Origin of the sequence: Lacinutrix iliipiscaria, from assembly GCF_042686125.1 — a bacterium.
GTDB classification, from domain to species: Bacteria; Bacteroidota; Bacteroidia; order Flavobacteriales; family Flavobacteriaceae; genus Oceanihabitans; species Oceanihabitans iliipiscarium.
The window spans coordinates 14,374-32,002 of the sequence record NZ_JBHUOV010000002.1; the positions used below are offsets into that span (position 1 = coordinate 14,374).

At 31.9% G+C, this 17,629-nt stretch carries 16 protein-coding genes; 7 read left to right on the forward strand and 9 right to left on the reverse strand.

Annotated elements, in window-relative coordinates; translation table 11 throughout:
* The first annotated feature begins 114 nt into the window (after positions 1–114).
* The 6 genes from ACFS5M_RS07155 to ACFS5M_RS07180 all read left to right on the forward strand — a co-directional run bounded on the left by ACFS5M_RS07155 (position 115) and on the right by ACFS5M_RS07180 (position 5,315).
* Positions 115–1,542, forward strand: a complete 1,428-nt coding sequence (locus tag ACFS5M_RS07155) for an ATP-dependent DNA helicase (RefSeq protein ID WP_183487366.1) — start codon at positions 115–117, stop codon at positions 1,540–1,542.
* Positions 1,543–1,568: 26 nt separating this feature from the next.
* Positions 1,569–2,135 carry a DUF4126 domain-containing protein gene (locus ACFS5M_RS07160; protein WP_183487368.1) on the forward strand — a complete coding sequence of 189 codons (567 nt, stop codon included), beginning with the start codon at positions 1,569–1,571 and terminating at the stop codon, positions 2,133–2,135.
* 47 nt (positions 2,136–2,182) lie between these two features.
* A complete protein-coding gene (gene kdsB, locus ACFS5M_RS07165; RefSeq protein ID WP_379898393.1) occupies positions 2,183–2,911 on the forward strand; it encodes a 3-deoxy-manno-octulosonate cytidylyltransferase in 729 nt (242 codons plus the stop codon).
* Entirely contained in the window at positions 2,902–3,603 is a 702-nt protein-coding gene (locus tag ACFS5M_RS07170) for an HAD family hydrolase (protein WP_183487370.1), read from the forward strand. Before kdsB ends, ACFS5M_RS07170 begins: the two co-directional genes overlap by 10 nt.
* A 70-nt stretch (positions 3,604–3,673) precedes the next feature.
* The gene (locus ACFS5M_RS07175; protein ID WP_379898395.1) at positions 3,674–4,756 is read left to right on the forward strand and encodes an iron-containing alcohol dehydrogenase family protein; all 1,083 of its coding nucleotides are present in this window, start codon (positions 3,674–3,676) and stop codon (positions 4,754–4,756) included.
* Between the two features lies 1 nt (position 4,757).
* The gene (locus tag ACFS5M_RS07180; RefSeq protein ID WP_183487372.1) at positions 4,758–5,315 is read left to right on the forward strand and encodes a 1-acyl-sn-glycerol-3-phosphate acyltransferase; all 558 of its coding nucleotides are present in this window, start codon (positions 4,758–4,760) and stop codon (positions 5,313–5,315) included.
* A 254-nt stretch (positions 5,316–5,569) separates the two neighbouring features.
* Here ACFS5M_RS07180 and ACFS5M_RS07185 read toward each other — a convergent pair whose 3' ends face one another.
* The 9 genes from ACFS5M_RS07185 to thrA form a co-directional block, all read right to left on the reverse strand.
* Positions 5,570–7,057: a carboxypeptidase-like regulatory domain-containing protein gene (locus ACFS5M_RS07185; RefSeq protein ID WP_183487374.1), complete on the reverse strand. Its 1,488-nt coding sequence runs from the start codon at positions 7,055–7,057 to the stop codon at positions 5,570–5,572.
* Positions 7,058–7,147: 90 nt separating this feature from the next.
* On the reverse strand, positions 7,148–7,870 hold the full coding sequence (locus tag ACFS5M_RS07190; RefSeq protein ID WP_183487376.1) for a YebC/PmpR family DNA-binding transcriptional regulator: 723 nt from the start codon (positions 7,868–7,870) through the stop codon (positions 7,148–7,150).
* A gap of 60 nt (positions 7,871–7,930) precedes the next feature.
* Positions 7,931–8,224, reverse strand: coding sequence for a 4a-hydroxytetrahydrobiopterin dehydratase (locus tag ACFS5M_RS07195; protein WP_183487378.1), 294 nt, complete (start codon positions 8,222–8,224; stop codon positions 7,931–7,933).
* 21 nt (positions 8,225–8,245) lie between these two features.
* Complete coding sequence (locus ACFS5M_RS07200; RefSeq protein ID WP_183487380.1) at positions 8,246–9,073, reverse strand: sugar nucleotide-binding protein; 828 nt, start codon at positions 9,071–9,073, stop codon at positions 8,246–8,248.
* A 15-nt stretch (positions 9,074–9,088) separates the two neighbouring features.
* Positions 9,089–10,003 (reverse strand): glutaminase, encoded by a 915-nt coding sequence (locus ACFS5M_RS07205; RefSeq protein ID WP_183487382.1) that lies wholly within the window; start codon positions 10,001–10,003, stop codon positions 9,089–9,091.
* A gap of 3 nt (positions 10,004–10,006) precedes the next feature.
* Positions 10,007–11,077, reverse strand: a complete 1,071-nt coding sequence (gene gcvT / locus ACFS5M_RS07210) for a glycine cleavage system aminomethyltransferase GcvT (RefSeq protein ID WP_183487384.1) — start codon at positions 11,075–11,077, stop codon at positions 10,007–10,009.
* 103 nt (positions 11,078–11,180) lie between these two features.
* A complete protein-coding gene (thrC, locus tag ACFS5M_RS07215) occupies positions 11,181–12,476 on the reverse strand; it encodes a threonine synthase (RefSeq protein ID WP_183487386.1) in 1,296 nt (431 codons plus the stop codon).
* A gap of 1 nt (position 12,477) precedes the next feature.
* Positions 12,478–13,398, reverse strand: coding sequence for a homoserine kinase (locus ACFS5M_RS07220; protein ID WP_183487388.1), 921 nt, complete (start codon positions 13,396–13,398; stop codon positions 12,478–12,480).
* A gap of 3 nt (positions 13,399–13,401) precedes the next feature.
* Complete coding sequence (thrA, locus tag ACFS5M_RS07225) at positions 13,402–15,846, reverse strand: bifunctional aspartate kinase/homoserine dehydrogenase I (RefSeq protein WP_183487390.1); 2,445 nt, start codon at positions 15,844–15,846, stop codon at positions 13,402–13,404.
* A 223-nt stretch (positions 15,847–16,069) separates the two neighbouring features.
* On the opposite strand from thrA, the gene ACFS5M_RS07230 reads away from it, so the two are divergent.
* On the forward strand, positions 16,070–17,626 hold the full coding sequence (locus ACFS5M_RS07230; protein ID WP_183487392.1) for an NAD(P)H-hydrate dehydratase: 1,557 nt from the start codon (positions 16,070–16,072) through the stop codon (positions 17,624–17,626).
* Positions 17,627–17,629: the final 3 nt, after the last annotated feature.

Below are 17,629 nucleotides of genomic sequence, written 5' to 3' on the forward strand. Positions count from 1 at the left end.
ATTAAATTTAAAATAGGTCTTTCGCAAATCTACAATTTTTTTTTAATCGTAAAAACCAATGTGCGTAAAAATCATTACTATATTTGATGAAATATTACTTTATAGTCTAATTTAATGAACTCATCTGAATTTTATTCCCTTATAAAACAGCAATTTCCGTTCCAACCAACGACAAAGCAAGATATTGTTTTATTACAGCTTTCTGAGTTTATTTTTTCTAAAACACCAAATGCCTTATATTTATTAAAAGGCTATGCAGGAACTGGCAAGACTACCATTATTGGAACTATTGTTACTAATTTGTGGAAGGCTAAAAAAAGCGCTGTACTTATGGCTCCAACAGGTAGAGCAGCAAAAGTCATTTCAAATTATTCTAATAAGGAAGCATTTACGATTCATAAAAAAATATACTTCCCTAAAAAAGATAAAGGAGGAGGTGTTAAGTTTGTTTTACAGCCTAACAAACATAAAAATACCATTTTTATAGTTGATGAAGCCTCTATGATTCCAGATACACCTGGCGAGTCAAAGCTTTTTGAAAATGGGTCTTTACTTGACGATTTAATGCAGTATGTTTATTCAGGGCATCAATGTAAATTGTTGCTTATAGGCGATACTGCACAATTGCCTCCTGTTAAATTAGATTTAAGTCCAGCCTTAGATGAAAAGACCTTAAGCTTAAATTACAATAAGGAAGTTACTAAAATGGAGTTGGATGAAGTCGTTCGTCAAGAACAAAATTCAGGTATTCTTGAAAACGCAACTGTTTTAAGAGAAGCTTTAGCTAGTGCCTTTGTTGATACATTTAAGTTTAATTTAAAAAGCTTTAAAGATATTGTACGACTTATAGATGGACATGAAATAATGGATGCGATTAACGATTCTTATAGTCACTTAGGAAATGAAGAAACCGCTATTATTGTTAGAAGTAATAAACGCGCAAATCTTTACAATCAGCAAATCCGAGAACGTATTTTGTTTAATGAAAACGAATTAACCACTGGAGATTATTTAATGGTTGTTAAAAATAATTATTTCTGGATTAAGCCAACCACAGAAGCTGGTTTTATCGCTAATGGCGATATTATTGAAGTCTTAGAAATATTTTCAATTCAAGAGCTATATGGTTTTCGCTTCGCGGAAGTTAAAATCCGCATGGTCGATTATCCTAAAATGCGCCCTTTTGAAACAGTTCTGTTGCTAGATACTATTACTGCTGAAACACCTTCTTTAGCTTATGAAGATTCTAATCGATTGTATCAAGAAGTCCAAAAGGATTTTGAAGATGAAACGAGTAATTATCGAAAGTTTTTGAAAATTAAAGGCAATAAGCATTTTAATGCGCTCCAGGTCAAATTTTCTTATGCCATAACATGTCATAAATCACAAGGTGGACAATGGAATACTGTTTTTGTTGAGCAACCTTATTTACCTAATGGTATTGATCGTGATTATTTACGATGGTTGTATACAGCTGTTACTAGAGCTAAAGAAAAATTGTATCTTATTGGTTTTAAAGATGATTTTTTTCATGAAGATTAGAAGATTAATGTCTTAAATTTTCAAGTATGACAACAGAAACTATGTTAAGTATTTTTTTGGGTATTGGTCTAGCTGCATCTGTCGGGTTTAGAATCTTTGTACCTTTATTTGTACTAAGCCTAGCAGCACATTTCAATATATGGGAACTCAATGCTTCTTGGGAATGGGTTGGCAGTATGACTGCTGTTGTTACTCTAGGAGTCGCAACGTGTGTAGAAGTGTTTGCTTACTATATTCCTTTGGTCGATAACTTGTTAGACTCGATTGCTGTACCATTAGCAGCAATTGCTGGAACTGCAGTTATGGTTTCAACTGTTGCAGATTTAAGTCCAGTAATCACTTGGGCTCTAGCTATTATAGCAGGAGGAGGCACTGCTGCAGCTATTGCTGGAACATCAAGTCTTACACGATTAGCCTCTACAAGTACAACAGGAGGCTTTGCAAATCCAATAGTATCAACTTTAGAAACAGGCACATCGCTCGTTATGTCTATAATTTCTTTATTCATCCCAATTTTAGCTATAATATTGGTAATAATACTCTTGTTTATCATTTTTCGAATTTATAGAAAGTTTAAATCAAGGAAGACCTAAATTCTATTTTAAATGTTTTATTTTTGTAGCTCTATTTAAATCATCACATGAAAATAATTTCAATGATACCTGCACGCTATAGTGCATCTCGCTTTCCAGGGAAACTCATGCAAGACCTTAATGGAAAAACGGTAATACTTCGGACTTATGAGGCTACCAAAGCGACAGGTTTGTTTGATGATGTATTTGTTGTTACTGATAGCGAAATTATTTTTAAAGAAATTGTTAATAATGGTGGAAAAGCCATAATGAGTAAGAAAACTCACGAATGTGGAAGTGATAGAATTGCTGAAGCAGTTGAGTTCATGGATGTCGATATAGTAGTTAATGTGCAAGGTGATGAACCTTTTACTGAAGTGGAATCGTTAAAAAAACTTATTGAAGTATTTAAAGAGGATAACGATAAGCAAATAGATTTAGCATCATTGATGGTTCATATTACTGATGATGACGAAATTAATAACCCTAATACAGTTAAGGTTATTGTCGATAATAATCAATTAGCATTATACTTTTCTAGAAGTCCAATTCCGTTCCCAAGAGCTACAGATGTTGGTGCAAAGTATTACAAACACAAAGGTGTGTATGCTTTTAGAAAAGAGGCTTTGTTAGATTTTTATAGATTACCAATGATGCCTTTAGAAGCTTCAGAAAAAATAGAGTGTATTCGTTATTTAGAGTATGGAAAGCGAATAAAAATGGTAGAAACAAATGTTCAAGGTGTTGAAATTGATACTCCTGAAGATTTAGAGCGTGCGAAAAAACTTTGGAAATAGACTATAAAAATATAAAAGTTATTGGCTTTGATGCCGATGATACACTTTGGGTTAATGAAACTTATTTTCGTGATGCAGAATTAGAGTTTGCAAAACTTTTAAGTGGATTTGAAACTGCTAACAAAGTTGATCAAGAACTTTTTAAAATGGAAATGAAGAATTTACCATTATATGGATATGGTGTTAAAGGGTTTGTATTGTCGATGGTTGAAATGGCTTTAGAACTTTCTAATTATACCGTTTCAAATCAAACTATTGAGCAGATTCTTAATATTGGTAAAGACATGATTAACAAACCTGTAGAGCTGCTTGAAGGGGTTACAGAAACTTTAGATGCATTATCAAAAAAATATAGATTGATTGTTGCAACTAAAGGCGACCTGCTAGACCAAGAACGCAAGCTTGAAAAATCTGGGTTGTTAGATTATTTTCATCATATTGAAGTTTTAAGTGATAAAAAAGAAGAAAATTATTCTAAATTATTAAATCATTTAGATATTAAACCATCAGAGTTTTTAATGATTGGAAATTCATTAAAGTCTGATATTTTACCCTTAGTGAATATAAAAGCACAAGCGATTCATATTCCATTTCATACCACTTGGGCACATGAGCAAGTGAGTGAAAAAGAAACAAATGGTAAAGCCTATAAAACAGTAAAAAAAGTCAGTGATATTTTGAAACTAGTATAAAAACTTCAAAATATATAAACGAGTAAAATAAATAATGTTATTTTTATTTTTTCAAAAGGAAATTAATTAAATGAGTTATAAAAATTATCCAATGGTGTCCAGAGTTGTTTTCGGACGTGGAAGTTTCAATCAATTAAATGAAATTTTAGCGCCAAAACGATTAAGTTCTAAAGCACCATTTATTTTTTTAGTGGATGATGTCTTTAAAGGTAAATCTTGGTTAACCTCAAGAATACCTTTATCTTATGATGATAAACTTCATTATATATCTGCAGAAGAAGAGCCAAAAACATCTCAAGTCGATGAACTTGTAGAACAAATTATTTTGACTCATAAAGAAAGACCTTCTGGAATTATTGGAATTGGAGGTGGAACCATTTTAGATTTGGCTAAAGCAGTGTCTATTATGCTTACTAACGATGGCGAAGCTAAAGATTATCAAGGTTGGGATTTGGTTAAAAACCCAGCGATATATCATGTTGGTATTCCAACTATATCTGGAACAGGAGCAGAAGTCTCTAGAACAACTGTATTGACTGGTCCTGAAAAAAAATTAGGAATAAATAGTGATTACACACCTTTTGATCAAGTTATTTTAGATCCTGAGCTAACCAAGAATGTGCCTAAAGAACAATGGTTTTATACTGGAATGGATTGTTATATTCATTGTATCGAATCTTTAAATGGCACCTATTTAAATGCGTTTAGTCAAACTTATGGCGAAAAAGCATATGAGCTTTGCTTAGATTTATTTTTGAATAATAACTTACCAAAAGAAGTCGCCCAAGATAAGCTTATGATGGCTTCTTGGCATGGAGGAATGAGTATTGCGTATTCACAAGTTGGTGTAGCTCATGCAATGAGTTATGGATTAAGCTATTTACTTGGTACTAAACATGGTATTGGAAACTGTATTGTTTTTGATCATTTAGAGGAGTTTTATCCTGAAGGTGTAAAAATCTTCAAGCAAATGAAAGATAAACATAACATTCAATTACCTCAAGGTTTGTGTGCAGACCTTGGTGATAGAGAGTTTGATATTATGATAGATGTTGCCTTAAGTCTTGAACCGCTTTGGGAAAATGCAATAGGTAAAAATTGGCAAAAAACCATTACTCGCGAAAAACTTAAAGAGTTGTATTTAAAAATGTAATATGCGCTGGTTAGCAAAATTCATTTATTTTAAACTTCTGGGTTGGAAATTAGTTGGAAATATTTCATTTTCAAAAGAAACCATTAAACAATCTGTAATTATTGCAGTGCCTCACACCAGTTGGCATGATTTCTACATTGGTATATTAATACGAAAAATAAGTGGTGTAAAAACTAATTTTGTTGGTAAAAAAGAGCTTTTTAAATGGCCTTTTGGTTGGTATTTTAAAGCCGTAGGAGGTAGGCCTATTGATCGAACACCAGGACAAAATAAAGTAGAAGCTATTGCGAAACTCTTTAAAGAAAACAAAGAATTTAGGCTTACATTGGCTCCAGAAGGTACAAGAAATAAAGTTGAAGAATGGAAAACGGGTTTTTACTTTATAGCAAAAGCTGCAAAAGTGCCAATAATTATGTTTACGCTCGATTTTGGTAAAAAACAAAATCTTGTTTCTGAACCTTTTTATCCTACAGATAATATTGAAGCTGATTTTGATTATATGTACAGTTTCTATAAAGGCGTACAAGGTAAAATTCCAGAGAAGTCATTTAATATTTAAAATAGAAATCAATAATTAGTCTTCACGTAGTACATTTCAGAAAGTAGAAAATCAACAATTAACTTATTAGTGGTTTATAGATTTTATAGGTCAATTAAAAAAATATCAAATATTTTTTGGCATATTATTTGATTTTACTATAATTGTAGTGACTAATGAAACATAAAGTAAACTTAAAGTCCCTAAAAAGAAACATTAGTTCCTACTATTAAAAGCTACTTTAATTCTTATTGAAGTAGCTTTTTTTGTAGAATTTAGTATTCTTCTACAGGAATTTTAAAATCTTTCATTTCGTTTAAAGGCTCAATGACATTATAATCTGACCAAATAGAGGCATCATAAGTTTTAGGAGTTTCATAGTCAACGTCTTTGAGTTCTTTGTAACTATTAAAAGTTGATGTTTCAATCTCATTCCTTGATAAAATAAGCAGCTCTGTTTTTTCTTTAAATGTCCCTTCAATCTTAAAGCTAAAAGAGACTTTATTAGATGTGTTAGAGTTCTCAATAAATTTAAAAGGCCTATTGATATAGAAATAGCGATCAATTTGTTCATTGATAAAACTCGGATAATAATATCCATCATCATCTTTTTTAAACGCCACAATCCCTTCTTGATTTTTTTCTACATATTTGACACCAAATAATAATCGTAAATTTAGTTTTTCGCCAACACGATTTTTATAAAATCGGTAATCAGCTCGTATAACAGCAAACGTTTCGTTAGAAACATAAATAGTTCCTGTGTATTTTACTGATGATCTTTTAGGTTTAAAATCAATAATATACACCATCTCATCATCTATGAAAGTCACATCTTTTAATTCGTAATTGTATTTTTTGGTTTCACTAATAAAATCAAGCCTGTTATTTGAATTGTTTAAAGCATTATTCATAATCATTTCAAATGATTTAGTTCTAATATGACCCAAGGAATTAATGGTGTCTGCCATTTTATCTTCTCTATTATCTAGTGACACAGAGTCGGAAATCTTAAACAATCCCGTTTTTACAGTATATATTTTGTCTTTATCTAAGTGTTTTAATACGATATCATTTCCTTTTTCAGCTAAACTTTCTAATGATTGATTATTGCGTTCATCCAGTAAACGTATTGCTTTTTCTACTTTTAGTTTCGCTTGAGAGTCGTCTAAAATCATTAAAGACCCAATAAAATCTGTATATTGTTTAGAATTATTATTTAGTAACGAAGTTTCTAGCTTATCAAAATCTGTATTGAATAATTCTAATTGCTTTTTTCTAAATCCAGTAGATTTAGTAATTTCAAAATCTGCATTTTCACCAACAATATATTCAGTTTTTCTACTAAAGATTTTAAATTCATTTAAATGAAACCTATAGTTTTCTTTTAGTTTAGCATTCACATAAAACATAATGGAATCTACACTAAGTGGTTTGTTTGTTATAAATACTTCGGAAAGCTCGTTGACTTTTTCTTTTAACGTATAATCTTGTGATTTGAAATTGATGAGTTTAAGATCAACAGATTCGTAGCCAAGACATGAAATTCTAACCATTTCATTGTCGTCAAAATCATTTGTTTTAATAGAAAAAAGGCCTTCTTCGTTTGTAATTACACCATAGCTTTCACCAATTTGAACAGTAGCATATGGAATGGCTTCTTGACTTGCTGTTAATACTTTTCCAGAAACAGTTTGCGAGTATATATTAGAAGCTAAAAGACTAGCAAATATGAAAAAAAAATAGCGATGGTTAAATTTCATAAAGTGATGTTTATTTTATAACGAATAAGTTAAAAGAATGTTACAAAAAAACCTAAGCTAATGCTTAGGTTTTAATAATTTGTGATTCTTTTAATCATCAGAGGATTCTTCCATAGTATGATATACAGACTGGACATCATCATCTTCTTCAAGTTTTTCTAGGAGTTTTTCAACATCAGCGGCTTGTTCTGCACTAAGAGGTTTAGTCACTTGAGGAATACGCTCGAAACCAGAGGATAGAATTTCTATTTCCCGTTTTTCAAGCTCAGCTTGAATGGCTCCAAAGCTTTCAAAAGGTGCATAAATTAAGATGCCATCATCATCGGCAAAAACTTCTTCAGCACCAAAATCAATAAATTCTAATTCTATTTCTTCTGGGTCTAAGCCTTCGGCATTAATTCGAAAATTACAAGTATGGTCAAACATAAAAACAACAGAGCCTGAAGTACCTAAACTCCCATCACATTTATTAAAGTAACTTCTTACATTGGCAACAGTACGCGTGTTATTGTCTGTAGCAGTTTCAACTAAAACCGCAATTCCATGAGGTGCATAACCTTCAAAAACCACTTCTTTATAGTCCCCTTGATCTTTTTCACTTGCTTTTTTAATAGCACGTTCAACGTTATCTTTAGGCATATTTACAGCCTTAGCATTTTGAATCACTGCGCGTAATCGTGAATTACTTGCTGGATCAGGACCTCCTTCTTTAACAGCCATAACAATGTCTTTACCAATACGTGTAAAGGCTTTGCTCATGGCAGACCAACGTTTCATTTTACGTGCTTTACGAAATTCAAAAGCTCTTCCCATAGTAATCTTGTTTTATGATATAATTGACAAATTTAAAAAAAAAGTGGAGGAACAAAAATATTATTCATCTTCAGGTATTACAATAGCATCAATCGCTTTTGCAAGTATAAAATCTTTATGAGTAACATCTTTTACATCGTGTGTTGATAAAGAAATTTTTAAAATATTATATGTATTTGACCAATCTGGATGGTGGTTTAAAGCTTCACATTCAAAAGCAATTCTGCTCATCGCGCTAAAACAATCTTTAAAATTTTCGAATTCAAATTCAGCATGAAGCGCTTGATCGTAATATTCCCAATCAGGAAAATGAAGCAGGCGTTTTTCTATATCTTCTTCAGATAACTTATCCATAAACTTATAATTTAATTGATATTACAAAATACTGCTTTTTAAAACATCTTTGCTTCGTATTTGTAAATTTTTTGGCAATTTGTTGTGTTTAGAAAGAACAGCTAAATATCTATCGTCATTAGTTGTATATACTTGTTTATAAATGGGTTTATAATTGCCTAACGCGTTTACGATATCTTTAATAAAATCATTATGGTACACTAAATCTGTACTTCCTAAATGAAAGACTCCAGTTTTTTGCCTATTTATTATATAGTGAATTTGCTGAGACAGTTTGTTGTCTGTAGTCAAGTTTATTATTAAGTTTGGAAATACTTCAATAGCTGTTTTCTCTTTGAGATGTTTTTTTAGATCTAAAATTCTAGGAGAGTTTGTGCCTAGTACCATTGGTATTCTTAGAATAGCCCATTTATGTTTTGGTAAACGCATGAACATATTCTCAATTTTAATTTTAAAATGACCATATATGCTACTGCTAAATGTTTTATCATTTTCATAACTAGGAAACTTACTATAAGCATCAAATACATTAGATGATGATAAAAACAACATCTTGCATTCCTGATATTTTATATAATCGACAATATGTTGATGTGCCATAGTTTGAGTTGCAAAATTTCCGCGAAGTGAAGAAATAATTATGCTAGGTTTTGTAATTTCAAGTATTTCAATAATATCATCTTCTTCATGATTATAATGAAAAAATTGCTTGTTTTTTTCTAGCTCTTTAGTAGGCGTGTTATATGTGCCATAAGTTCTAAAATAAGCATGTAATTCTTTATAAATAGCATTGCCTATGAAGCCATTAACACCAAGTATTAGGATTTTGTGTTTTGAGTTGTCGAGCATTATTGGCGCAATTCTTTAAAAAATTGAAAGTTTTGTTTTGGTAGTAAAAGCTTCTAAAGCTTGCATTCCAATTTTTGAATTTCCTTTTGGATTTAGTCCTGGAGACCATGTAGATATAACAAATTGATTTGGAAGTAGTGCTACAATGCCACCACCAACACCACTTTTTCCTGGTAAGCCAACTTCAAAAGCAAACTCACCAGCTTCATCATAAAATCCACAAGTAAGCATGATGGCATTAATTCGTTTTATTTGACTTGAGCTTAGTCTTTTAATGTTTTGCAAACAAACACCATGATTGGCAAACATAAAGAAGGCACTTGTTAATTGTTCGCAATTCATTTCTATAGCACATTGATGAAAATAAAAATCAAGGACATCTTCGACCTTATTTTCTAGGTTGCCATAAGATTTTAAAAGATTAGCTGCCGCATAATTATTAAAACCAGTAGTTTTCTCAGATGTTGCAACTGACTCATTATAATTTATACTATTATCATTAGCTAGTTCACGAACATAATTTAAAAAATCTGCTTTTGGGTTATCTAATTGAGAGATTAAAATATCTGCAATTACTATGGCTCCAGAATTAATAAAAGGGTTTCTAGGGATGCCATTTTCAAGCTCTAATAAAGATAAATGATTAAAAGGATCGCCAGAAGGTTCTACATCTAAGCGTTGCCAAAGTTGATCTCCTTTAAAATTGAAGGCCATAGAAAGCGCAAAAACTTTAGAGATACTTTGAATTGAAAACGGTGTATTTGAATGTCCAACTGAAAAATTTTCGCCAGAGATGAGCTTTAAATATATTCCGAAATTATTAGCATCTATGTGTGATAATTCAGGAATGTAATTAGCTACAAGTCCACGATTAACCTCATGTTTTAAGTCATCGTGTATTGAATTAATTACATGTTGAAAGTCCATCATTCGTTAGCCTTTATAAAAAGGGAGTTTCACGACTGTTGCAGGGACAGCATTTTTCCTTATTTGAATATTTATTTTGCTATCAACATCAGCAAATATGGTGGGCACATAACCTAATCCTATTCCTTTACCAAGCATTGGGCTCATAGTACCAGAGGTGACTTCTCCAATTTTTTTACCATGACCATCTACAATGTCATAACCTTGGCGAGGAATGCCTCTTTCATTTAATTCAAAAGCTACAAGCTTGCGTTCTGGTCTACGACGCTTTTCATCTTCAAGCGCTTCACAATTTGTAAAATCTTTTGTGAATTTAGTAATCCACCCTAAACCAGCTTCAATTGGCGAGGTCGTATCGTCTATATCATTTCCATATAAACAATAACCCATTTCTAATCTTAAGGTATCTCGAGCAGCTAAACCGATAGGTGTTGCACCAGCTTCAATAACTTTATCCCAAATCTGTTTAACCTCAGAATTTTTACAGTAAATTTCAAAACCACCACTTCCAGTATAACCAGTGGCAGAAATAATTACATGCTCAATACCTGCAAAATCACCAACAACAAAATTATAGAATTTAATAGCAGCTAGGTCATGGCTAGAAAGCGTTTGCATAGCTTCAACAGCTTTTGGGCCTTGAATAGCTAATAATGAATAATCTTCACTTAAATCTTTCATGTCTGCACCAACATCATTTTTCGATTGAATCCAATTCCAATCTTTTTCAATATTGCTTGCATTTACGACCAATAAGTATTGTTCTTCTTTAATTTTATAAATAATTAAATCATCTACAATACCACCATCATCATTAGGTAAGCAACTGTATTGTGCTTTTCCAACGGTTAGTTTGCTCGCATCATTGCTAGACACTTTTTGAATTAACGCTAAGGCTTGAGGTCCTTCAATTAAAAATTCGCCCATATGGCTCACATCAAAAACGCCAACACTATTTCTAACGGTTTCATGTTCAATGTTTACACCTTCATATTGTACAGGCATATTGTAACCTGCAAAAGGCACCATTTTTGCTCCAAGTGCTTCGTGAGTTGATGTTAAAGCTGTGTTTTTCATTCTCTAAATTTTAAAAAATTGGTACACAAATGTATCGAAAAAATATCGATTAAGTTAGGCACAAATAGACTAAAATTTTGAATATTTTGAGACCAAAAGCCAGTTATGTATGAAGCAAAAAGACTTTCAACTCTTCATAAGAACTAATCTTTGTAGCTACTTTCTCTTTATGCATTACGGATTGGATTTGTTCTGGTAAAGCGACTTTTGTTTTAATCACTTCTTCAACAACATCTAAGAATTTGGTAGGATGAGCAGTTTCTAAAAACACACAATGTGCATTAGGATGTTGTTTTAAATAGGCTTTGCAACCTAAATAGCCAACAGCACCATGAGGATCAGAAATGTAATTAAAATTGTTGTAAATTTCTAGCATAGCCTCTCGAGTTTCAGTATCAGAAAAGCTAAAAGAAGAGAGGTTCATTTTTAAGTTTTCAAACTTGTTTTTATAGATTTCCTGAATTCGAATAAAATTACTAGGATTTCCAACATCCATCGCATTACTGATGGTCTGTACACTAGGTTTGGCTTGATAATTTTCTGTCTTTAAATATTGAGTCACTACATTATTAGCATTATTAGATGCAATAAAATGTTTGATAGGTAAACCTAATTGTTGTGCCATCATACCTGCACAGACATTACCAAAATTACCACTAGGTACAGAAAATGTAATATCATTATAAGTATTATGCAGTTGTTTATACGCAAATATAAAATAGAAGAGTTGTGGTAACCAACGCGCAACATTAATCGAATTGGCTGAAGTTAATTGCATTTTACTTGTTAAATCTTTATCTAAAAATGCCTGTTTTACCATATCCTGACAATCATCAAAAACACCATCGACCTCTAAAGCTCTGATGTTTTGACCTAAAGTTGTTAATTGTTTTTCCTGGATATCACTAACCTTACCAGAAGGATAAAGTATAACTACATTTACTCCTTTTACTCCAAGAAATCCATTTGCAACAGCACCTCCAGTATCACCAGAAGTAGCAACTAAAACTGTAACTTCATTACTGTTATTTTGATTGAAATAACCTAAACATCTTGCCATAAATCGAGCACCAACATCTTTAAATGCCATGGTTGGCCCATGAAATAGCTCTAAAGTAGATATATGGTTGTTGAGTTCTATTACAGGAAAATCAAAAGATAGGGTTTCTTCAATAATAGTTTTTAAAACCTCTTCAGGAATTTCAGGCGTAACAAATTGTTTAATTGCTTGAAATGCGATTTCTGAATAAGACAAAGTATCAATATCTTCAAAAAACGAATTCGATAATGGTGTAATTATTTCAGGAAAATATAATCCTTTATCAGGCGCTAAGCCTTTGATAACAGCATCTTTAAAGGACACTTTTGGTGCGTTATGATTGAGTGAGTAATAATTCATTTTAAATAACTTTAATGCCTTCAGTGTTTATTTTACAGGTAAACGTGTAAAAGTCAATTCCTGTTTTAGAATATACATCATGAATAGTGTTCTCAACACGTGTAGCCATTTTTTGACCTTTACTTAATGCAAAAATGGATGGTCCTGAACCTGAAATTCCACAACCTAAGGCACCTATAGAAATTGCAGCTTTTTTAACAGCATCAAAGGAGGGAATTAACTGACTTCTATATGGTTCAACAATAACATCATTTAATGTTTTCCCTAATAATTCATAATCATTAATATGTAATGCATGTACCAAACTACCTACGTTAGACCATTGAGTTATGGCATCTTTTAAAGGAATATGATTAGGTAATATTGCTCTAGCTTCCGAAGTTTTGACTTCAATTTGTGGATGAATAATGGTTGCATATAATTCACTTGGTGTTGGTAATTGCAATATGTCTAAAGGTGTAGTGCTTTTCACTAAAGTGAAACCTCCAAAAAGGGCAGGAGCAATATTATCTGCATGTTCGCTACCACTGGCTAATGCTTCGCCTTTCATTGCAAAACGTGTAAGCTGTGTTTTATTATAAGGTTTACCTAACAGTTCGTTGATAGCATATACAGCTCCAGAAGCACTAGCAGAGCTGCTACCAATACCACTTCCTGGTTTAATTTTTTTGTAAATTTCAATCTCAAAACCACAGTTAGGTTTGGCATCTTCATATAGTGCTAAAGCAGATACGCCAGCTACATTGTCTTCCGTTTTTAAAGGCAAATCATAGCCTTCAATTTTAGTGATAAAAATGCCTTTGTTTTCTGTTTTACGGATAAGCATTTCATCTCCAACTGTATCCAAACAAAACCCAAGAACATCAAATCCACAAGACACATTAGCCACAGTAGCAGGAGAAAATATTTTAATGTCTTTCATATGCTATTTATTAGCAATTTGTATTATATCAGCAAACAAACCTGAAGCGGTAACATCTGCTCCAGCACCAGCACCTTTAACAATAAGAGGCTGTTCTGGATAGCGTTGAGTATAAAACATAACGATGTTATCTTTTCCTTCTAAATTATAAAAAGGATGACCTTCAGGAATTTCTCGTAAACCAACTTTAGCTTTTCCTTTTTTAAATTCTGCAACGTATTTTAACTGACAATTTTTAGCTTTTGCTGAAGCGTATAATTTTTGAAAATGAGCCTCATCAGCTTTAAGTGTTTTATAAAATTCATCAACAGATTTGCTTTCTAAATTCGCTGGAGTTAGAAAAGAGTCGTTCTGAATATCTTCAATTTCCATAATTCCACCATTTTCTCTTGCTAAGATTAATATCTTTCTTGCTACATCAATACCACTTAAATCAATTCTAGGATCAGGCTCAGTATAGCCTTCAAACTGAGCACGTTTTACCGTATCATGAAAATTTGTATGATCACTAAAATTATTAAACACAAAATTTAAACTTCCAGAAAGTACTGCTTGAATACTTGTAACTTTATCTCCTGAAGCAACTAGATTATTTAGAGTGTTAATAATTGGCAATCCAGCACCAACGTTAGTTTCATATAAAAATGGCGCATTATATTTAAGGGATAAATCTTGAAGGTTTTTGTAATTTTCATAAGTACTTGAGCAAGCAATCTTACTACAAGCCACCACAGCAATACTGTTTTTTAAGTAATCTGCATACAATTCTGCTACAGCTTCATTGGCAGTTACATCAACAAAAATACTATTCCGTAAATTCAGTGCAATGACTTTATTTAAAAAGCCTTTTAAACTTGATTTATCTGCATAATGAAACTGTGAAGCCCAATTGCTAAGGTTTATACCTTCAGCATTAAAAATCATTTTCTTAGAATTTGCTAAACCAACAATACGAACATCAATTTTGAGATTCTTTTTTAAGAAATTGTGTTGCTGCTCGATTTGATCAATTAACTTTTCTCCAACGTTTCCAACACCAGTAATAAAAAGATTAAGTTGCTTGGTTTTGACTTCAAAAAAGCGTTCATGTAAAGTATTTAATGCCTTTTTTACATCTTTATCTGCAATTACTGCAGAAATATTTCTTTCTGAAGCGCCTTGTGCAATGGCTCTAATATTAATATTATTTTTACCCAAAGCACTAAACATTTTACCACTAACGCCTTGATGATTTTTAATATTATCTCCAATTACGGCTATAATAGATAGGTTATCTTCAAGAATAATTGGGTTGATTTTATGCAATGATATTTCATTTTCGAAGGTCGCGTCTAAGGTGTTTTTAGCAAGTTCAGCATCTTTTGTTTCAATACCAAAACATATAGAATGTTCTGAAGACGCTTGAGTAATTAAAATAACGTTTATCTTTTCTTGAGCAAGGGTTTCAAATAAGCGCTTTGAAAACCCAGGAATACCAACCATTCCACTGCCTTCTAATGTTAATAGTGCAATATTACTAATATGAGTAATCCCTTTTATTGGTGCTTTGTTATTGGTGCTATTCTTTGAAATAATAGTACCAGCATCATCGGGTTTTAAAGTGTTTTTAATGTGAATTGGAATATTTAAATCAAAAACAGGTTGTACCGTTGGTGGATATAATACTTTTGCTCCAAAATGCGATAGCTCCATCGCTTCTTGATATGATATTTTTTCAATAGGAAAAGCTTGTTTTACCAACTTAGGGTTTGCTGTAAACATGCCACTTACATCGGTCCATATTTCAAGTTGTTCCACTTTTAAAGCAGCTGCGATTATGGCAGCAGTAAAGTCAGAACCACCACGTCCTAATGTTGTTATTTCTCCAATCTTTGATTTCGAAACAAAACCTGGAAGTACAGTGATTTTATGGTCTATACTTTTAAAATAAGCTTTTATGTTTTTATTTGTTAAACTGTAATCAACCTCTGCTTTTGTAAAATTAGAATTCGTTACAATAAGTTCTTGGCTATTCTTTAACTCCGCATTTGCTTTCTGATTTTTTAGAGTTTCAGTTATAATATAAGAGGATAATAATTCTCCAAAACTGACTAATTTATCTGAGGTTTTAGGCGATAATTCATTAATCAAGTATATGCCATCTAACAAACTTTTTAGCTCCAAAAGTGTATTTTCTACATGATTTAAAACTGATTTATTTTGCTTCGGAATTAATTCTGCAACAAGATTAAAATGAGTTTTTTTTATAGCTTCAAATTCAGCGACATAGCCTTTATCTTTCTGATTCGCTAGTGTTCCAGCTTTTAAAAGCCGATCTGTAATTCCTCCAACAGCAGAAACTACGCAAATAATTTGATCAGTAATTGAATAGGCACCTAAAATACTGATTACTTTATTGATGTTTTTCGTTGAACCTACAGATGTCCCTCCAAATTTTAATACTTTCATTTTAAATTACTTTTCTGTCTTTTAAAGCTTTTTCAAATAAAAGAACATTAATTTAAGACTCATAATATATCCGATAAAAATTCCTTTAGTCACTTTAAACGGTTCATTTTTCAATACCATAAAATGTGTTTAGAAATTAGAAAAGTATTACTTTTACTCCAATTATAAAACTAAATTCTTCTTTTTGAAGAATCGATAAAAATACATACCTATTTTTGATGAAATGAAAATATTTTCTAAAGAACAAATATACGAAGGTGATAAATTAACAGCAGAGAAGCAAAGCATTACATCAACAGAACTAATGGAACGCGCTGCCATTCAAATTTTTAATTGGATGCATATACGCATGCAAGGTGCCCAAGTGCCAATTCATGTGTTTTGCGGTATTGGTAATAATGGAGGAGATGGATTAGTTTTAGCAAGGCATTTAATTACTCATGGTTATAATGTGAATACTTATGTTATTAATTATAGCGATACACGTTCTAAAGATTTTTTAATCAATTACGACCGAATTAAAAATGTATCAAAAAAGTGGCCTTTGTTAATGACAGATGCAGAAGCGCTTCCTGTAATTCATCAGGATGATATTATTGTAGATGCAGTGTTTGGTATTGGCTTAAATAGACCTGTTGTTGATTGGGTTAAGAATTTATTTACTCATTTTAGAGCGTCAAAAGCCTTTACATTATCTATAGACATTCCATCAGGATTATTTCCAGATCAAGTGCCTGCTAATGAAAATGATGTGGTTTGGGCAAATTATACGCTTAGTTTTCAAACGCCAAAATTATTATTCTTTTTACCAGAAACAGCAAAGTATACTGTTCAATGGGAAGTTTTAGATATAGGAATTGATCCAGAATATTTATATACCACAGCAACTGCTTATGAGTTGATTGGAAAGCATGAGATGCTTCCTGTTTATAAACCAAGAGAGAAATTTTCTAATAAAGGTCAGTTTGGACATTGTTTAATTATTGGAGGCAGTTATGGCAAAATTGGTGCTGTAACTTTGGCTAGTCGTGCTGCATTATCATCTGGAGCTGGATTAGTCACTACTTTCATCCCTAAATGTGGTTATAATGCAATACAATCTTCTTTCCCAGAAGCTATGGTGATTACAGATGTAAATGAAGATTGTATTACACATATTAAGTATGATATTGAGCCTTCAGTCATTGCCTTAGGTGTAGGAATGGGAACTGCGACAAAAACGATAACAGCATTTGAAACCTTCTTAAAAACGAATAAAACGCCTTTAGTAATAGATGCAGATGGTATAAATATGCTAGCACAAAAAAAGGCTTTATTAAAATTACTTCCTCAACAAACAATTTTAACACCACATCCTAAAGAATTAGAACGCTTAATTGGTACATGGAAAGACGATTTTGATAAATTAAAGAAAGTAAAAGCCCTATCTAAAAAGTATGATCTTATTGTTGTCATCAAAGGCGCTAATACAATTACTGTTTTTCAAGACAAAGGCTATGTAAATACAACAGGTAATCCTGGTTTAGCTACAGCTGGAACAGGTGATGTATTAACAGGTATAATTACAGGTTTAATCGCTCAAGGTTATGCACCTATCGCAGCAACATTATTTGGTATTTATTTACATGGAAAATCTGCAGATATAGCTATAGAAGATTTAGGGTATCAGAGCTTAATTGCTAGTCATGTAATTGAAGCTTTAGGTGAAGCGTATATTGATTTGTTTAAGCAGCCTGAACAGCCACAAGTAGAAGAGGAGCCAGAAGATTCTAAAGAATAGAAT